Source organism: Gilliamella sp. Pas-s27 (assembly GCF_009795865.1).
Taxonomy (GTDB): Bacteria; Pseudomonadota; Gammaproteobacteria; order Enterobacterales; family Orbaceae; genus Gilliamella.
Genome location: NZ_WTEW01000001.1, coordinates 105,224 through 121,974 on the forward strand (window position 1 = coordinate 105,224; position 16,751 = coordinate 121,974).

Below are 16,751 nucleotides of genomic sequence, written 5' to 3' on the forward strand. Positions count from 1 at the left end.
TTAAAGATGATACTTTTCTGTCCTTTTACGAATTCGTTCAACTTTTCGATGTATGCTTGCCATTAGCTTAGACTCATTGCGCAAAATTGTTTTTAAAGGTTGATTAAAATACACTTTCAAAAAACGCCAAATATCACGATCGATTAGTCCAATATTCATGGCTGAAAAATAAAGTCCAATTAAATCTTTATCACGCCAGCGAACAGGAACCGTTTTACGGATCTGAGCACGGTGTAAATCAATTACCGACAGTTTTATTTGCTGATGATCTTCAAACAGCGGAATATCAAGCAAAAAGTGACACAAATAACAATCACGATGATTCACCCCAGCAGCGTGCATTTGAGCCACCATTTTTGCCAAATAAATCACTAAAGAACGCTTTATATGATAGCTAGGTGGATTAGTTAACCACGGTTTAGTAAAGTCTTCTAAACTGATGGTAGGGTTAAGATCTTTTGTCACAATAAATGAATGACGAGTCAGCGGATTTAGCCCCTTACGACCAAATGCTCGCCCATCCATCGTATTAACGCCCACTTGTGCTAAACGCTCAATCGCATTCCACTCTTGCTTGGCATCTAAAACAGGCAAACGTAACGAAATAAGATTTTTAACAATCTCTTTCACGGTGGTACCGCGATGAATTTTAATAAAATACGATTCGCCACCAAGCTCAAAATTCAACGTCTTACGTTGCTTTACTGCGCGATAGACTTTGCCCGATATTAACTCAACTTCTGCAAAGGGATCTTTATCAGCCCATAACTGCTCAAAAGGCGCTTTTAACTTAATTTCATTCATGATTATCACAACCTAAAATAATCTCTGTGGCACGCTGTGCTAAATGGTATAAATCAGCGGTTTTACCATAATATATTGCATTTTGATGCCATGTTAATAACTGATCGTGATTTGTTATGGCATTTTGCAAAGCATTGTTTAGCGCCGATTGTACAAAAGGTTCATCAAGCACAACACCAGCATTGGCATCATTAATATGATAAGCATAGCCACAAATGCTTGACACAATCATTGGCACCCCAGCGGCTAATCCCTCAATAAGCACCATACCTGCCGCTTCTTGCCTTGCAGGGTGCAATAGCAAATCAGCCGCAAACAAAAAATCAGGGATATCATTCCGCCCTGCAAAAAAACGTACTTGATGCTCAATGCCGAGTTGCTTAGTCTGTTTTTGATAAGCATCGGGATTATCTTGTCCCACCACTAAAAAAGTCACTTTTTGTTTTAAATTGCAAGGTAGTGCAGCAATGGCGGTTAAAGAACGATCCACACCCTTACGTTTAAAATCCGATCCAATTTGCACAATAACAAAATTGTGCTCATCAATTTGATTGGCTTGCCTAAATTGCTTACCTTTAGCACTTGATTGAGAATGATATTGGCGATCTTGCGCAATGCCTGGTGGCAATAGGTAAAAGCGTGATGGATCAGTATGGTAATAACGTTCAAAGTCACTGATCTGCTGTTTTGTTAGTACCATAACTTTGGTCTGGCTTTGTTGATTAAATACGGCATCTTCAAAAGCTAAATAGTGTTTACAGCGTTTTGACCATTTATACAAAAAGCCCTTGTGTGACACCTTTTCGGCATAACAAGTATCACCCGCAAAATAAACATCCAAATCAGGCATTTTATTAAAGCCAACCACACAATCAACAGGATTTGCTTGTAAATGAGCCTTCACCCAACGGTAATAAGATTGGTTACGGCTATGGTTAGACCAGCCTTTTTTAGGCACCAAAACTACATCAAAGTCTGTTGGTTTATCGCCTTGCCATGACATCACATAAATTCGTACATGGTGACCTTGAGCTTGGCAAGCTTTAGCAATTTGCAAAAAATCACGTTGCAAACCACCAAAAGGAAAATATTTATAAATACAAAACGCCAGTTGCATGCAGATTGCCTCAAGTTTTAAAGGGGTATTATATACTTGTTAATAAGCAACGTGCAAAAATAGCGAAAGACGCCACAAAACGCACAAAAAACAGTCAGGAAAGGCATTGATTTTATTGAAGTTTTTTTGAGGCGAAAAACGTAATTCAACACACCCAACTTGAAGTCAACTCACTAACTCCGTAAAATACCCAAAACGCTTATTCTGGTCTATTATGCAACTTCATCTTGTGGTTAACACTTTTGGTTCTGATCTCCAACGTCGATACGGTGAAAAGATCTACAAACTTACTCTACACGGCGGTTTTAGCTGCCCTAACCGCGATGGCACGATTGGCGTTGGTGGGTGTACTTTTTGTAATGTAGCATCGATCATTGATGAATCAATACAAGTTAAATCGATTGCCGATCAACTTGTATCGCAAGCTCATCAAATGAAAAAGTCCAAACGCTACCTAGCTTACTTTCAAGCCTATACTAGCACCTATGCCGAAGTTGCCATACTCAAAGACATGTACCAACAGGCACTAAATAGTGCTGATATTGTCGGGCTTTGCGTGGGTACACGCCCTGACTGCGTTCCTAGTGAAGCACTTGAATTACTGGCAAGTTACCAATCGCAAGGTTTTGAAGTATGGTTAGAGCTTGGTTTGCAAACTGCACACGACAAAACGCTACACGACATCAATCGTGGACATACCTTTAATGATTATCACCAAACGGTCCAAAAAGCTCGCAAACTGGGCATAAAAGTATGCACACACTTAATTATTGGTTTGCCTAAAGAAACCAAGCAGGACAATATCATCACCCTTGAGCGCGTATTAAATAGCGGAGTCGATGGCTTAAAGCTGCATCCATTACATATTGTTGATGGCAGTATTATGGCAAAGGCATGGCGAGCAGGACGGCTTGAAGTTTTGTCGTTAGCGCAATATGTTGATATTGCTGGCGACATCATCAGACAAACCCCAGCAGATATTGTTTATCACCGTATATCTGCTAACGCCAGAAAGCCAACCTTACTTGCGCCAGAATGGTGTGAAAACCACTGGCAATCAATGAATGCCGTTGATCATAATTTGCGTCAATATGGTGTTCAAGGCAGCGCCATTGGGGATGAGTATTGTTTTAAGGGGTAGGGAAGTGATTTTTTAAAACATGATAAAATAAAAATTTTAATAAAATCAATTGCATTTCTAACTTCTTTTTTATAAAAAAACATGCGATTACTGCCTAAAAATTATTTAGGAAAAGTGTTAATTTGATTAAATTTATTTTCTGTCTATTTTTTTAAATGCAAAACTCGACGAACCCTTTTTTTTACGATAATTTAAAATTCAATAAAATCAAAATATTAAAAAATAGCTTAAAAAAAGGGTTTTCAAAGCCAAAATTGTTGTTTATCTTTATATAGCAAGATTTATCAAATCTTGAGCTCTACTTTAACGCCGTGTAGGTGGTTTAGAAAATGTTCAAAATCCAAGAGCCGAAGGTAATTACCTTTAACGCCGTGTAGGTGGTTTAGAAAATCACCGTTTCATCATCGCTAAATAATCCTTTCTTTAACGCCGTGTAGGTGGTTTAGAAATCCGCCACAAACTCCATTTGCCACCATGCTAACTTTAACGCCGTGTAGGTGGTTTAGAAATTGGTATAAGGGCTAATCTACGATTACAGCGCCTTTAACGCCGTGTAGGTGGTTTAGAAAATGCGAATCAGACGGGGCATTAATTCCTGCTCCTTTAACGCCGTGTAGGTGGTTTAGAAAGCCAGATAATGCGATTATCGTTGAGATGAATTCTTTAACGCCGTGTAGGTGGTTTAGAAATTATGAAGGGTATGTTTCATTACAAGATGAAGCTTTAACGCCGTGTAGGTGGTTTAGAAAAGTCGTGAGCCTCGACTAATTCAGCATCAGTACTTTAACGCCGTGTAGGTGGTTTAGAAACTTCAAATGCAGAGAAACCACCAAGATATTTTCTTTAACGCCGTGTAGGTGGTTTAGAAATACTATTGAAAATCTTCCACGAACTTTTATATCTTTAACGCCGTGTAGGTGGTTTAGAAAAACAAACTCACTACTTTCGTAGGTTGGTAGCACTTTAACGCCGTGTAGGTGGTAATTAAAAAATAAAATTAATCAGATAATTATAAATAATAATCGGCTATATTGTCTGTCGTATTCCGGCGTCAGAATGTGCCGACAACAGAGCGAGGTTAGCACGCTAAACAGGATGTTTGGCGAGGCTATTCTCTGTCTGGAGCGACAAATTTGTCTGGAACAAATTTGAACATCTGAGCATAGCGAAGATGGCCTCGTAGAGGCGAGTATCAGGATGATATGAGTAATCCCACAAACGGGTGCGTTAAGAGCGAGCGACGGCGGAGGGTAGCCGTAGACCACATTATGCAGACAATGCGTGGGGTTTTTAGGGGATTTTGAACTGCCCCCCAAAATTGGACGTGACCACAACAGCTATTTTGATCACCAAAATCCCAAACGTTCGAAACTACTATACCAATCCACTCTATCAACCAACAAAAAAACATTATATCCCACACAAAATTGTCAGAAAAGATATTGATTTTATTGATGTCTTTGTTTTGTTGTGATTTTAATAACTTAAATAAAATCAATATTCTTATGAGTGGCTTTGAGTTGTTTAAATGATACTGTTAAGCAGTACTATTTATGTCAGTTATTCTTTTTAAAAGTTACGCTACTATTTTTATTGCTGTTTATTAATATTACTTATAACTAATAAAAAAAGATTGAAATCATTTGGTTGTTAAGTAACCATGTGAGTGTAACATCCATTTTTGCTGCCAATAAAGCAAAATCCGATAAACTGTATAATTAGATGATAAGGAGCCAATATGTTTAGCAACAAGATGGCTATTGCCGAGTACGATAAGGAACTTTGGGATGCGATAAAAGGTGAGGAGCAGCGTCAAGAAGATCACCTTGAATTGATCGCATCTGAAAACTACACCAGTCCACGCGTAATGCAAGCACAAGGTTCGCAATTAACCAATAAATATGCCGAAGGTTATCCTGGTAAACGTTATTATGGTGGTTGTGAATATGTTGATATTGTTGAAAAATTAGCAATTGAACGGGCTAAGGCTCTATTTGGTGCAGACTATGCCAATGTGCAACCACATTCTGGTTCTCAAGCGAATTTTGCTGTTTATATGGCGCTTTTAAATACCGGTGATACTGTTTTAGGTATGAACTTGTCTGAAGGTGGTCATTTGACGCACGGTTCACCCGTTAGCTTTTCAGGTAAGCTTTATCATATTGTGGATTATGGAGTTGATGATTCAGGGCGTATTGATTATGACAAGTTGGCTAAAACAGCTCAAGAATCTAAACCAAAAATGATTATTGGTGGGTTTTCGGCTTATTCTGGGGTAGTGGATTGGCAACGTATGCGTGAAATCGCCGATAGTGTGGGGGCTTATTTATTTGTGGATATGGCGCATGTCGCTGGGTTAGTTGCGGCAGGAGTTTATCCTAATCCTGTCCCTTATGCGCATGTGGTGACGACAACAACGCATAAAACGCTTGGGGGTCCTCGTGGTGGTTTGATTTTGGCTAAAGGTGGTAGTGAAGAGTTATATAAAAAGTTAAATTCTGCTGTCTTTCCCGGAGCGCAAGGCGGACCTTTAATGCATGTGATAGCAGCTAAAGCCGTTGCGTTAAAAGAGGCGATGGAGCCTGAGTATAAAACTTATCAACAACAAGTAGTGAAAAACGCTAAAGCTATGGTTGAGGTGATTTTAAAACGTGGTTATAAGGTGGTTTCTGGTGAAACACACAATCACCTATTTTTAATTGATTTAGTTGATAAAAATATTACTGGTAAAGAAGCCGATGCTGCGTTAGGCAGTGCGAATATTACCGTTAATAAAAATAGTGTGCCGAAAGATCCGCAAAGTCCGTTTGTAACATCTGGTGTGCGTATTGGTACGCCGGCGATTACTCGTCGTGGTTTTAAGGAAGCCGAATCGCGTGATTTAGCCAATTGGATTTGTGATGTTTTAGATAATATTGATGATGAGCAAACGATTCAAGCCGTGAAAGAAAAGGTGTTAGCTATTTGCCGATGTTTGCCGGTTTACCAGCATTGATTGTTGTTTAATTTCGCCGACAGTCGACAATTGTCGGCGAAATGTGTTGTTAAGTTGATTTTATTTATCAATGTTGGCGTTTGTCTCGGTTTTATTTTGTATCTGTTCTTGTTTGTGTTCCTTAATGTAATGGTCAAGGTAACCCTCATGCCATAACCAACCTCCTGTAGCCCCAATACCGAGTAAAATTGCTAACCAAAAAATAATAGCGAGTTTGTGGTGACGTTGTTTCATTGGATCACGCAAATTGCGTTTTGCATCGGCAGGGAGCTGGGCTTTACTGGTGAGTAAGCTTCCTAACATTAAGTTAATTTTAACTTGCCCATTAATTGCCCAACCTGATGCTTCTAGTAATGGTCCAAGTGTTCTTCGACGTAATTTTAACCATGCCAAAATAACAGAAGGGCCAGAAATAATCAGGAATAATCCTATAAAAACCAAAGGTACTTGCCACCAAGCTAGTGCAAAAATGGCTTGGAATATTGTGGCTAATGCTGTGCCGATTGCGCCAATTGCTAACCCAATTGCGGCAAAAATTCCCACACTTTTGCCAATGTCAAATTTGTTGTTTGGGTTTTGTAGTGCCTGTTCACTTGATTTTTCAATGTTGGCATCTTTACTGCTTGCCCATTTATTTATTTGTTCAGTAATCACGCGCCCCATTCGTTGATAAGGTGCCCAAATTGCTTGTTGTATGCTGATGGGTTTAGTGATGATTTTGACCACATTGGCATCCCAGTCGTTGCCGTCGTTGTCAATAAATACGCCATTACGTCCTTCAATCAATAAATCACCTTGCCCTGCGGTTATTGCGGCAGCAATGGTCTTTTTTTGTCCATTTCTTGTGCATTCACAATAGAGTAAGCAGAGCTCGGAATAGTTTGCCATTACTGTGTGTTTGGCAATGTTATCAACAGCAACACAGAGAGTAGCACAACGTCCATCAATATACAGCTTTCCTAGCTGAAAGGCAGCTCGTGTTTTTAGCGAAAAGAAGTCCGCAAAAGAAACAAAGTTAACCAGTAAGCGGTAAAGATGTTTGTGAAATAGAACTAACTTTTCTAATGTGATTATGTCTGATGCGGATATCGGTGTTTGATTGTCTTGTTCAACCATTTGTTTAAATTCGTTGAGTAAGTCACCGTTGGCTAAGTTAACGATGGTGTTGTTGGGGATGTCTTCTATGCTAGCCGATGGTTTTGTTGCAACAGTTAATTGCGCTATTTCGGGTTTTGCGCTGATTAGTGTGGCATAAGTTTTTAAATTTTGTTGAATATCTTGCCACTCTTGTTGGGTGAGTTGGTCGGGATTGGATAGCGATGATTCTACTAATGTTTTGAAGCGGCTAATTTTTGCTTTCCAAAGCGGGTTAAGCCCATTGACAAGATCAAGTGTGTTGTTGATGTCGATTTTTGATAGGGGTAGTTCAGTTAAGTCTTTGTCTGATAATAGTCCATTTTGTGTAGGCACAATGAATTTTTCATCGACATTGAGCGAGGTTTGTGCTTGCGGTGCATATTGTGCAAGTTCAACCCGTAAAAAATAATCATCAATTTTAGGTTTGAGTTGTTCGATTAACTTCCAAATTTCAGCGCTGTTTTCCCTAAATGGAGTTGGTGTGGTGCTGATTTGTGTTTGCCATTGTAACCATGTTTTTAGGTTGTCAACGAAGGTGGTGGCAATATTTAGATCGATGCCATCTTGTCCACTCATATCTTTTTGTGCGCCCGTTGTGTCGATGGCGGTTTGGATAAAGATTTGCATGTCAGCCGATAATTCGCTTGAGGCAGGGAAGATTAAATCACCATTATAAAGTTTGTTTGCATTGCTTTGTATTGATTGCTGTATATCATCTTGCGTTAAATAATCTATGCCGTTTTTATTTAAGCTAGCTAAGATGCTGTGTGCGGTAATCGATAGCTTTTGCCCCTGTGGGGTCGAGGTGTTAATTTCGGATAAAGGCAGTGTTTCACTGGACTGTAAGATACTGTCAAATGAGGTGATTTTGTCTTGTGTCCAACTAATAGCATCAAGGATATCAGGAATACGGATACGTCCGTCTTTATCTGAATCAAGTAGTTCTAAGGTTCTTTCGTCAAAATCAAGACCTGTGGTTGGGCAACTTAGTGCTACCCATAATTTAGGATCTAAATTAGGTAAATTGATAATGTCATTGGCGTTTTTAAATACAACTTGATCAAGCCCACCGACACGCTGAAATGTCCACATGTGACTCATAATTATCCTCATATAAAAATCTAAATAATATTTTGTTAGTTAATATAAACAGTAATTGTTTTTTTTGATAGAGCTGAATAGTGATTTCTAATATTTGTGAGACCTATTAGTGTATCTTTGGTATTTGATTTAGTTGACTTGGGCAACTTTGTGATAGAATAGCGTCTTATTACTTAATATCCAATAAAAACCAATAATATGTCATTAATTAATCTTACCAATGCTTATCTTTCATTTAGCGATGCACCGCTACTTGATCATATCGATATGTCTATTGAGCCAAGCGAGCGTGTTTGTCTTGTTGGCCGTAATGGTGCTGGCAAGTCGACGTTACTTAAAGTACTAAATAAAGAAGTGCCACTAGATGAAGGGCAAATTATTTATGAAAATAATGTGATTGTGTCACGCTTACAGCAAGATCCTCCACGTGATGTGCAAGGTAATGTATTTGATTTTGTTGCTGAAGGTTTGCACGAACAGGCGCAGTTGTTAAGAGATTATTACGATTTATCCCACCGTATTGAGCAAGATCCTAGTGAAAGTAATTTAACTAAATTAGCCAAATTGCAAGAACAGTTAGATCATCAAAATGGTTGGCAATTAGATAGCCGTATTCGTAATGTGATTTCGTCATTGTCGTTAGATGGCGATGCGTTGTTGTCTTCGTTATCGGGTGGGTGGTTGCGTAAAGCGGCTTTAGCAAAGGCGTTGGTTTGTCAACCGACAGTCTTATTGCTTGATGAACCAACAAACCATTTAGATATTGAGACCATTAAATGGCTAGAAGAGTTTTTAAAAAGCTTTAATGGCAGTATTGTGTTTATCTCTCATGATCGTTCGTTTATTCGTCAAATGGCAACACGTATTATTGATTTAGATCGAGGGCATATTTCGTCTTGGAGTGGTAATTACGATAATTATCTGTTGGGCAAAGAGGAAGCACTACGCGTTGAAGCGTTACAAAATGCAGAATTCGATAAAAAACTTGCTCAAGAAGAGGTCTGGATTAGACAAGGTATTAAAGCTCGCCGTACACGTAACGAAGGGCGAGTACGTGCGTTAAAGGCAATGCGTCAAGAGTATAATGAGCGTCGTCAAGTTATGGGTAATGCCAAGATGCAAATTGAAGAGGCGTTACGTTCAGGGAAGATCGTTTTTGAGCTTGATAATGTAACTTATCAAGTTGAAGATAAGTTGCTCGTAAATGATTTTAGTGTGCAAGTGTTGCGTGGCGATAAGATAGCGTTGATTGGGCCTAATGGTATTGGTAAAACAACGTTGCTTAAGCTGATGTTAGGTAATTTGCAACCGACATCAGGTAGTGTACATTGTGGTACAAAGCTTGAAGTAGCTTATTTTGACCAGTATCGGTTAGAGCTCGATCCCGAAAAAACAGTGATGGATAATTTGGCTGAAGGTAAACAAGAGGTGATGGTAAATGGTCGATCACGTCATGTATTGGGATATTTGCAAGACTTTTTGTTTCCACCTAAACGGGCAAGAACACCTGTGCGAGCGCTATCTGGTGGGGAGCGTAATCGTTTATTGCTAGCTAAGCTGTTTTTAAAACCCAGTAATTTGTTAGTCCTTGACGAACCCACCAATGATCTTGATATCGAAACGCTCGAGTTGTTAGAGGAGTTAGTCAACGATTATCAAGGAACCGTTTTGTTAGTTAGCCATGATCGGCAATTTGTTGATAATGTGGTGACTCAATGTTGGTTTTTTGAAGATCAAGGCCGTATTGGTGTTTATGCTGGCGGTTATGCCGATGCACTTCAACAACAACAGCAAGCTCAGCCAGTTAAAGTGGCGACGGTTAATCAGAATGCTGAGTCAGCCAAAAAAGAAGCTAACAACGTTGCAACTTTGCCTCGTCATGAACAAGCCACTAAAAAACGTGTTAAGCTGAGTTATAACGAGCAACGCGAGCTAGCACAATTGCCAAGTCGGTTAGAGCAGTTAGAAAGCGATATTGCCGATTTGCAACAGCAAGTGAGTCATCACGACTTTTTTAATCAACCTCACGAGGTGACTAACGCCATATTGCAGCAGTTAGCCGACAAAGAAGCCGAGCTAGAGGCTGTCTTTGAAAGGTGGGAGCAGTTAGAGTCGTTAAGTCAGTCATAACCCTTTGCCAATCAGCCATGTTGAGCATTATTTATCATTGTGGTTAATAAATAATGCTGTTTGGCTTGTGGGGGATTAATTCTGTTGTGATTCTTCCGTTTTGATGTTCCACAGCTTTCTAGAATGAAAGGCGAACAATAGTAGGGCAATGATGACAAAAATTGCCCCTACAAATCCGATGTCTTTGGTTGATAGGAAAATGAGTACCTTACTGCCAATAAATGCGCCCCCTCCAATGCCGATGTTGTAGATGCCCGAATAAACCGATGTGGCAATGTCGGTTGCGTCAGGTGCAGCGTCAATGACTTTGCTTTGCATAACCATGCCGATAATGGTCACTGAAAGCCCCCATACCAAGCACTGAATAATGGCGGTGTAGATGCTGAGCGAACTAACGTCAAGCGATAATAAGCAAATGCCTAATGTTAATACGGGAATAAACAAAATGGCCGTTGGGTTTTTGTTGGCATATTTGGCAAAAATCACACTGCCAATCATGCCTGAAAATCCAACAACCAGTAATAAACCGACAATGACGTGTTGATCAAATCCACCAACATTTGTCATAAATGGGGTGATGTAGGTGTAAGCCGTAAAGTGTCCTGCAATAATGATCGCAGTGAGTAGGTAGATGTTAAGCAGTACTGGGCGTTTTAGTACCTGTGGTATGTTTTTCATCGAAATGATGTTGGTGCTTGGTAACTTAGGTAATAAGTTAATCAGTATTAGCATGACACAAAAGGCGAAGAAGCCAATACATAAAAAGGTTACGCGCCAGCCGACCCATTGCCCGATTATTGTTCCAATCGGAATGCCGAGTATGGTAGCCATTGAAACACCAATCACAATAAAGCCCATGGCTTTGGCTTTTTTGCCATTGGGTGCTAGTCGAACGGCGAGTGGCGTTGTGATAGCCCAAAAGACGGCATGTGCACAAGCGATGCCAATTCTGGCTGCCACTAAGCTGTAGAAATTCCACGCTATCCCAGCTAATAGGTGACTACCAATAAATAAGCAGAATAGTAATATGAGTAGCTTTTTTCGTTCCATTTGGGAGGTTAATACCGTTAGTGGCAACGATAGTAGCGAAACCGACCACGCATAAATTGTTAGTAACAATCCGGCATGAGCATTATCCATCGAAAAACTTTTTGCGATATCAGGCAGTAGACCAACAGGTATAAATTCTGTTGTGTTAAAAATAAATGCAGCAAATGCAAGGCATAGAATAGATGACCAAATACGAGATCGGGTAATGTTATTATTCATGATTAAGATTGTGGCGGGAAGATTAGATTACTTTTGATTATAACTGAATATTTTTGTCTATTAAATAGTTGCTATAAATTAATCTTAAAGTATATCGCTACCAATATTATTAGGTAGCGATATATTATATCGTGATTTATGCTAATACTTTAGCTGCCGCTAGGGCTTTGTCATAATCAGGCTCAGACGAGGTCTCTTTTACATATTCAACGTAAACAATCTTGTCATTTTTATCAATGACAAATACGGCTCGAGTAAGTAACCGTAGCTGTTCAATAACAACGCCATATTTTAAACCAAAGTTGAGTTCTTTATGATCTGAGGTGACTTTAACGGCATCAATCCCCTCAGCTGCACAATAACGGTTTAATGCAAAAGGTAGATCAACACTAATTGAAAATATTACGGTATCTTTTAGTTTTGCTGCTTCGACATTGAAATGGTGAACCTGGGCACTACAGACCGATGTGTCAATTGATGGTACTGAATTTATTATTCTTACTTTGCCACTAAAATCGGATAATTTTATCGGTTTCATCTCTAGATCTTGCACAGTAAAATCAGGTGCCAAATCACCGACATTGATTTTTGGACCTAATAAAGTAATTGGGTTACCACGCATTGTGACTTCATTCGCTCTTTTTTGCATAATTGTTTCCTTAGTGTTGTGACAAATTATGGGGGGATAGTGTAACGACTTCCAATGCATTAAAGCTTTTGCACATGATAGCGTTAGTTGAATATAGAACTAAATGAGCAGATCAGCAATAGCATTATCTGTTTTTATCGAATGAATTAGCCGATTACTGTTATCGTTGATAACGTTGCTGTTAACACATTGAGGAATTTCTATATTAATCAAATTTCATTAATAAATCATCGAGGAAATTAGTCAGTATTGTTTGTTATAAAATTTATCTAATTTTGGCTGTGGTTTTTACAGCCAATAGTTTGGTTTTTAAGTTACAATGTTTTAAACGCTATATCAGGAAAAATCGTTTTTCCTTGCCAATATAACTCGCTAGCAATATGTTCGGCAATTTGGCCATAAAGTTGAGTAAATTCGCTATCAGGATGGCTAATGACTGTGGGTTTTCCTGTATCAAGATCTTGGCGTAAGATTTTATGAAGTGGTACTTGTCCAAGCAATTTTGTTTGATATTGATTGGCCAAACGTTGTGCGCCTCCTTCACCAAATATTGTTTCGTGGTGACCACAATTTTCACAAATGTGGTAACTCATGTTTTCAATAATTCCTAGTGTTGGAATGTTGACCTTATTAAACATGGTAATACCTTTTTTGGCATCAATTAATGCAATGTCTTGTGGGGTGCTAACAATTATGGCCGCCGTTACTGGAATATTTTGAGCAAGCGTTAATTGAATATCCCCAGTACCTGGTGGCATATCAATAACAAGATAATCAAGTTCAGGCCAAAGCGTATCTTGTAATATTTGTAGTAATGCTTTGCTTGCCATTGGTCCACGCCATACCATTGCACCATCAGGGTCAACTAAATAACCTATGGAGTTACTGGCTAATCCATATGCCATAATTGGGGTCATGTGTTTATTGTCTGGTGTTAATGGGTGCTCTTTTTCTGTACCCAACATGGTTGGAATCGAGGGGCCATAAATATCGGCATCTAAAATACCTACTTTAGCGCCTTGCTTTTGTAAAGCTAATGCTAAATTGATTGCTGTTGATGATTTACCCACGCCTCCTTTACCAGAACTTATGGCGATAATATTTTTTATATTATTAATGGCCTGTTGGTTATTAGCACGTTTTAAGGTGGCAATTTTATATTCAAGGCACCAGTCAATATCGTTAATACCGTTAAGTTTAAGTAATTCAGGAGTAGTTGTTTTTTTTAGGGCGTCAAAACCGCTTTGCCAAACAAAAGGCATGGTTAGGTTAATAGATAAGCGGTGGTTTAATATTTCGATTTTTTGTATTGCGCCAAGTTCAAATAAATTTTTTTGCAAAGTTGGATGAGTAAAATTCTCAAGAATTTTTTTTACTTCAATATTCATTATTGTGATCTCTTTATGTATCAATATTTATGCTTGTTTGCTTTTTAGTTTGATTCGTTAAAGGTTTAGCGCATGATAAATAGTTAGGCGTTATTTGGCATTTTTTAACAAAATTATTTAACTACCAACAAAGCTAATTGGGCATAGAAATTTTATTAAATTATGGCATAAATCTAGCGATAATCCCACGTTTGATGTACTATTTCTGTCATTATGTAAAAAAGGGTAATAAATCAACATGACAACTCAACGCAAAATATTGGTGACTTGTGCACTGCCTTATGCCAATGGTGCAATTCACTTAGGTCATATGCTTGAACACATTCAAGCTGATGTATGGGTACGCTATCAACGTATGCGTGGTAATGAGATCTATTTTATTTGTGCTGACGATGCCCATGGCACGCCAATTATGCTCAAAGCACAACAACTTGGTATTACGCCAGAACAGATGATTAGTGAAGTTAAAACCGAGCATCAGCGCGATTTTGCTGGGTTTAATATCAGTTATGATAATTACCATTCAACCCATAGCCCAGAAAATCGTGAAATATCAGAGCAAATTTATAAACGTTTAAAAGCAAATGGTTATATTAAAACTAAAGTTATTTCACAGCTATTTGATCCTGAAAAACAGATGTTTTTACCTGATCGCTTTGTAAAAGGCACTTGCCCACGTTGTAAAGCGCCCGATCAATATGGTGATAACTGTGAAGTGTGTAGTGCTACTTATAATCCTATTGATTTAATTGACCCTAAGTCTGTGGTTTCGGGCGCCACGCCGATTTTAAAAGAGTCTGAACACTTCTTTTTTGATTTGCCTGCTTTTTCAAATATGTTGCAAGAGTGGATTCGCTCAGGAACACTTCAAGACCAAGTGGCGAATAAAATGCAAGAGTGGTTCGAATCTGGTTTGCAACCTTGGGATATCAGCCGTGATGCGCCTTATTTTGGTTTTGAAATCCCTGATGCGCCAGGCAAATATTTCTACGTTTGGTTAGATGCGCCAATTGGTTATATGGGGTCTTTTTTAAATTACTGCAATACACAAAATAAACCGATTTTTGATGAGTTTTGGCGTAAAGATTCAAGTACTGAATTATATCATTTTATTGGTAAGGATATTGTCTACTTCCATAGTTTGTTTTGGCCGGCAATGTTAGACGGCAGTGAATATCGTAAGCCTTCTAATATCTTTGTACATGGTTATGTGACGGTTGACGGCGCAAAAATGTCGAAATCGCGTGGTACTTTTATTCAAGCAAGTACCTATTTAAAACACTTAGATCCTGATTGTTTGCGTTATTATTATGCAGCTAAATTGTCGTCACATATTGATGATATTGATTTGAATTTAGAAGACTTTGTTCAACGTGTAAATAGCGATTTAGTCAATAAAGTTGTTAATATTGCTTCGCGTTCGGCTGGTTTTATTCATAAACGTTTCGACGGTAAATTATCAGCCAAAGTGGCAGAGCCTGAATTGTATGCCTTGTTTGTTGAAAAATCTAAAGTAATTGCTGACTATTTTGAACAACGCGAATCAGGTAAGGCTATTCGTGAAATTATGGCACTCGCTGATGAAGCGAATCGCTATATTGACGAAAAAGCCCCTTGGGTGGTTGCTAAACAAGAAGGGCAAGATCAAGCATTGCAAGATATTTGCTCGATGGGTATTCACTTATTCCGCATTTTGATGACCTATTTAAAACCAATTGTGCCTTCGTTAGCTGAGCGCAGTGAGGCATTTTTAAATAGTCAATTAACATGGAATTCTATTGATAACGCTTTAACAAATCATAAGATTAATCAGTTCAAAGCCTTATTTAACCGTATTGATATGGATAAAATCACCGCTATGATTGACGAAACAAAACAACAAGCTGCACTAGCGCAACCAACAAAACCACTCGTTGCTGAACCTATCGCTGAGACGATTAATTTTGACGATTTTGCTAAAGTCGATATGCGTGTAGCGTTGATTAAACATGCCTGTTTTGTTGAAGGCTCTGATAAATTACTTCAATTGACACTTGATATTGGCGATGAAACCCGTAACGTGTTTTCAGGTATTAAGCAGTTTTACCCTGATCCTGATGTGTTAATTGGTCGTTTAACCATTATGATTGCCAACTTAGCTCCTCGTAAAATGCGTTTTGGTGTTTCCGAAGGTATGGTGCTTTGTGCAAGTGATAAAGATGATGGTGACGGTGTGTACTTGTTATCTCCAGATAGTGGCGCTAAACCGGGAATGCGAATTTCGTAACTGATATCTTTATTATAAATAAACGGCATCTTAACAAGTTGATATGCTTGTTAAGATGTTTCAGGAAACTATACGTTTCGGTATGAAATTTGTTAATTTGATAAATAATTGTAGCATTTGTTTTTTAGTATTGTTTTTCTATTATAGGTGTTTAGCTAACCAACTATCATGTAACCATTTTTGAGTTTGTCTTCCTGCTCGAATAAAATCCCATTCAATATCTCTTTCAAAAACCATCTCTGTTTGATCAGGTCCTATGATAGTCCAAAAATAGAGGCCAGTATTTAAATCACGACATTTGACTTTCATACCAGTTAGTGTGTTTTTTTTGCCATCAACAATAATAGTTTCGTTATGGGTATTGATCCACTTATTATTATAGTTATCTAATAAATCTGGTGCATAGTCTTTAAGAAAATTTAGAGTAATTTGTAATGCGGTTTCTTTGGAAACTTGTTGGCTAGAAGACTGATATTTAGGTAGTAATCTTACTAATCCTTGTAAATTTTTAGTAGTATTATTAATTAATAATGAAACATGTTGTTGTTCAAGATGTATGTTTTCATTGGGTTCAAAACGATAAAGAGTGACAGGCTGTTTATTGTGGAGTCCCTGTTTAGTTAATACTAAATTAAAATCACGTTCTGCATTTTGTAATAACTTTTGAAAGCTTGGTACAAGTATGTTTTTTGCTTGTTGTACTTGTGTTGAGTTCATAGTTTGTTCCTTTATTGTACTCATTTCTTTTGCGTAA

11 protein-coding genes and 1 CRISPR repeat array are annotated in these 16,751 nt (G+C 38.3%); of the genes, 4 read left to right on the forward strand and 7 right to left on the reverse strand.

What is annotated here, in order from left to right; all coding sequences use genetic code 11:
- Together rfaP and GQ589_RS00500 are read right to left on the reverse strand one after the other, a co-directional pair.
- Positions 1-804, reverse strand: coding sequence for a lipopolysaccharide core heptose(I) kinase RfaP (gene rfaP, locus GQ589_RS00495; protein WP_160411121.1), 804 nt, complete (start codon positions 802-804; stop codon positions 1-3).
- On the reverse strand, positions 797-1,921 hold the full coding sequence (locus tag GQ589_RS00500) for a glycosyltransferase family 4 protein (protein WP_160423883.1): 1,125 nt from the start codon (positions 1,919-1,921) through the stop codon (positions 797-799). Before GQ589_RS00500 ends, rfaP begins: the two co-directional genes overlap by 8 nt.
- A 214-nt stretch (positions 1,922-2,135) precedes the next feature.
- Here GQ589_RS00500 and GQ589_RS00505 point away from each other — a divergent pair, with 214 nt between their 5' ends.
- Together GQ589_RS00505 and glyA are read left to right on the forward strand one after the other, a co-directional pair.
- Complete coding sequence (locus tag GQ589_RS00505; RefSeq protein WP_160401287.1) at positions 2,136-3,062, forward strand: TIGR01212 family radical SAM protein; 927 nt, start codon at positions 2,136-2,138, stop codon at positions 3,060-3,062.
- 301 nt (positions 3,063-3,363) lie between these two features.
- Positions 3,364-4,051: a CRISPR direct-repeat array (repeat unit 28 nt; unit sequence CTTTAACGCCGTGTAGGTGGTTTAGAAA).
- A 749-nt stretch (positions 4,052-4,800) separates the two neighbouring features.
- Positions 4,801-6,057: a serine hydroxymethyltransferase gene (gene glyA, locus GQ589_RS00510; RefSeq protein ID WP_160400320.1), complete on the forward strand. Its 1,257-nt coding sequence runs from the start codon at positions 4,801-4,803 to the stop codon at positions 6,055-6,057.
- Between the two features lie 60 nt (positions 6,058-6,117).
- Here glyA and GQ589_RS00515 read toward each other — a convergent pair whose 3' ends face one another.
- Positions 6,118-8,295 (reverse strand): phage holin family protein, encoded by a 2,178-nt coding sequence (locus GQ589_RS00515; protein WP_160423885.1) that lies wholly within the window; start codon positions 8,293-8,295, stop codon positions 6,118-6,120.
- Between the two features lie 198 nt (positions 8,296-8,493).
- On the opposite strand from GQ589_RS00515, the gene GQ589_RS00520 reads away from it, so the two are divergent.
- A complete protein-coding gene (locus GQ589_RS00520) occupies positions 8,494-10,425 on the forward strand; it encodes an ABC transporter ATP-binding protein (protein WP_160411125.1) in 1,932 nt (643 codons plus the stop codon).
- Between the two features lie 75 nt (positions 10,426-10,500).
- Here GQ589_RS00520 and GQ589_RS00525 read toward each other — a convergent pair whose 3' ends face one another.
- The 3 genes from GQ589_RS00525 to apbC form a co-directional block, all read right to left on the reverse strand.
- Positions 10,501-11,694, reverse strand: a complete 1,194-nt coding sequence (locus tag GQ589_RS00525) for a sugar transporter (RefSeq protein ID WP_160400323.1) — start codon at positions 11,692-11,694, stop codon at positions 10,501-10,503.
- Between the two features lie 136 nt (positions 11,695-11,830).
- Positions 11,831-12,343: a thiol peroxidase gene (tpx, locus tag GQ589_RS00530; protein ID WP_160400324.1), complete on the reverse strand. Its 513-nt coding sequence runs from the start codon at positions 12,341-12,343 to the stop codon at positions 11,831-11,833.
- Positions 12,344-12,657: 314 nt separating this feature from the next.
- On the reverse strand, positions 12,658-13,731 hold the full coding sequence (gene apbC, locus GQ589_RS00535; RefSeq protein ID WP_160423887.1) for an iron-sulfur cluster carrier protein ApbC: 1,074 nt from the start codon (positions 13,729-13,731) through the stop codon (positions 12,658-12,660).
- Between the two features lie 238 nt (positions 13,732-13,969).
- Here apbC and metG point away from each other — a divergent pair, with 238 nt between their 5' ends.
- Positions 13,970-15,997 (forward strand): methionine--tRNA ligase, encoded by a 2,028-nt coding sequence (metG, locus tag GQ589_RS00540; protein WP_160423889.1) that lies wholly within the window; start codon positions 13,970-13,972, stop codon positions 15,995-15,997.
- A 141-nt stretch (positions 15,998-16,138) separates the two neighbouring features.
- Here the strand turns inward: metG and GQ589_RS00545 are convergent, their stop codons facing one another.
- Positions 16,139-16,714 carry a hypothetical protein gene (locus GQ589_RS00545; protein WP_160423891.1) on the reverse strand — a complete coding sequence of 192 codons (576 nt, stop codon included), beginning with the start codon at positions 16,712-16,714 and terminating at the stop codon, positions 16,139-16,141.
- Positions 16,715-16,751: the final 37 nt, after the last annotated feature.

What these genes read in the sequence shown, in the direction of transcription:
- rfaP (WP_160411121.1), bottom strand. Translation starts at nt 804, where the DNA reads ATGAATGAAATTAAGTTAAAAGCGCCTTTTGAGCAGTTATGGGCTGAT.
- GQ589_RS00500 (WP_160423883.1), bottom strand. Translation starts at nt 1,921, where the DNA reads ATGCAACTGGCGTTTTGTATTTATAAATATTTTCCTTTTGGTGGTTTG.
- GQ589_RS00505 (WP_160401287.1), top strand. Translation starts at nt 2,136, where the DNA reads ATGCAACTTCATCTTGTGGTTAACACTTTTGGTTCTGATCTCCAACGT.
- glyA (WP_160400320.1), top strand. Translation starts at nt 4,801, where the DNA reads ATGTTTAGCAACAAGATGGCTATTGCCGAGTACGATAAGGAACTTTGG.
- GQ589_RS00515 (WP_160423885.1), bottom strand. Translation starts at nt 8,295, where the DNA reads ATGAGTCACATGTGGACATTTCAGCGTGTCGGTGGGCTTGATCAAGTT.
- GQ589_RS00520 (WP_160411125.1), top strand. Translation starts at nt 8,494, where the DNA reads ATGTCATTAATTAATCTTACCAATGCTTATCTTTCATTTAGCGATGCA.
- GQ589_RS00525 (WP_160400323.1), bottom strand. Translation starts at nt 11,694, where the DNA reads ATGAATAATAACATTACCCGATCTCGTATTTGGTCATCTATTCTATGC.
- tpx (WP_160400324.1), bottom strand. Translation starts at nt 12,343, where the DNA reads ATGCAAAAAAGAGCGAATGAAGTCACAATGCGTGGTAACCCAATTACT.
- apbC (WP_160423887.1), bottom strand. Translation starts at nt 13,731, where the DNA reads ATGAATATTGAAGTAAAAAAAATTCTTGAGAATTTTACTCATCCAACT.
- metG (WP_160423889.1), top strand. Translation starts at nt 13,970, where the DNA reads ATGACAACTCAACGCAAAATATTGGTGACTTGTGCACTGCCTTATGCC.
- GQ589_RS00545 (WP_160423891.1), bottom strand. Translation starts at nt 16,714, where the DNA reads ATGAACTCAACACAAGTACAACAAGCAAAAAACATACTTGTACCAAGC.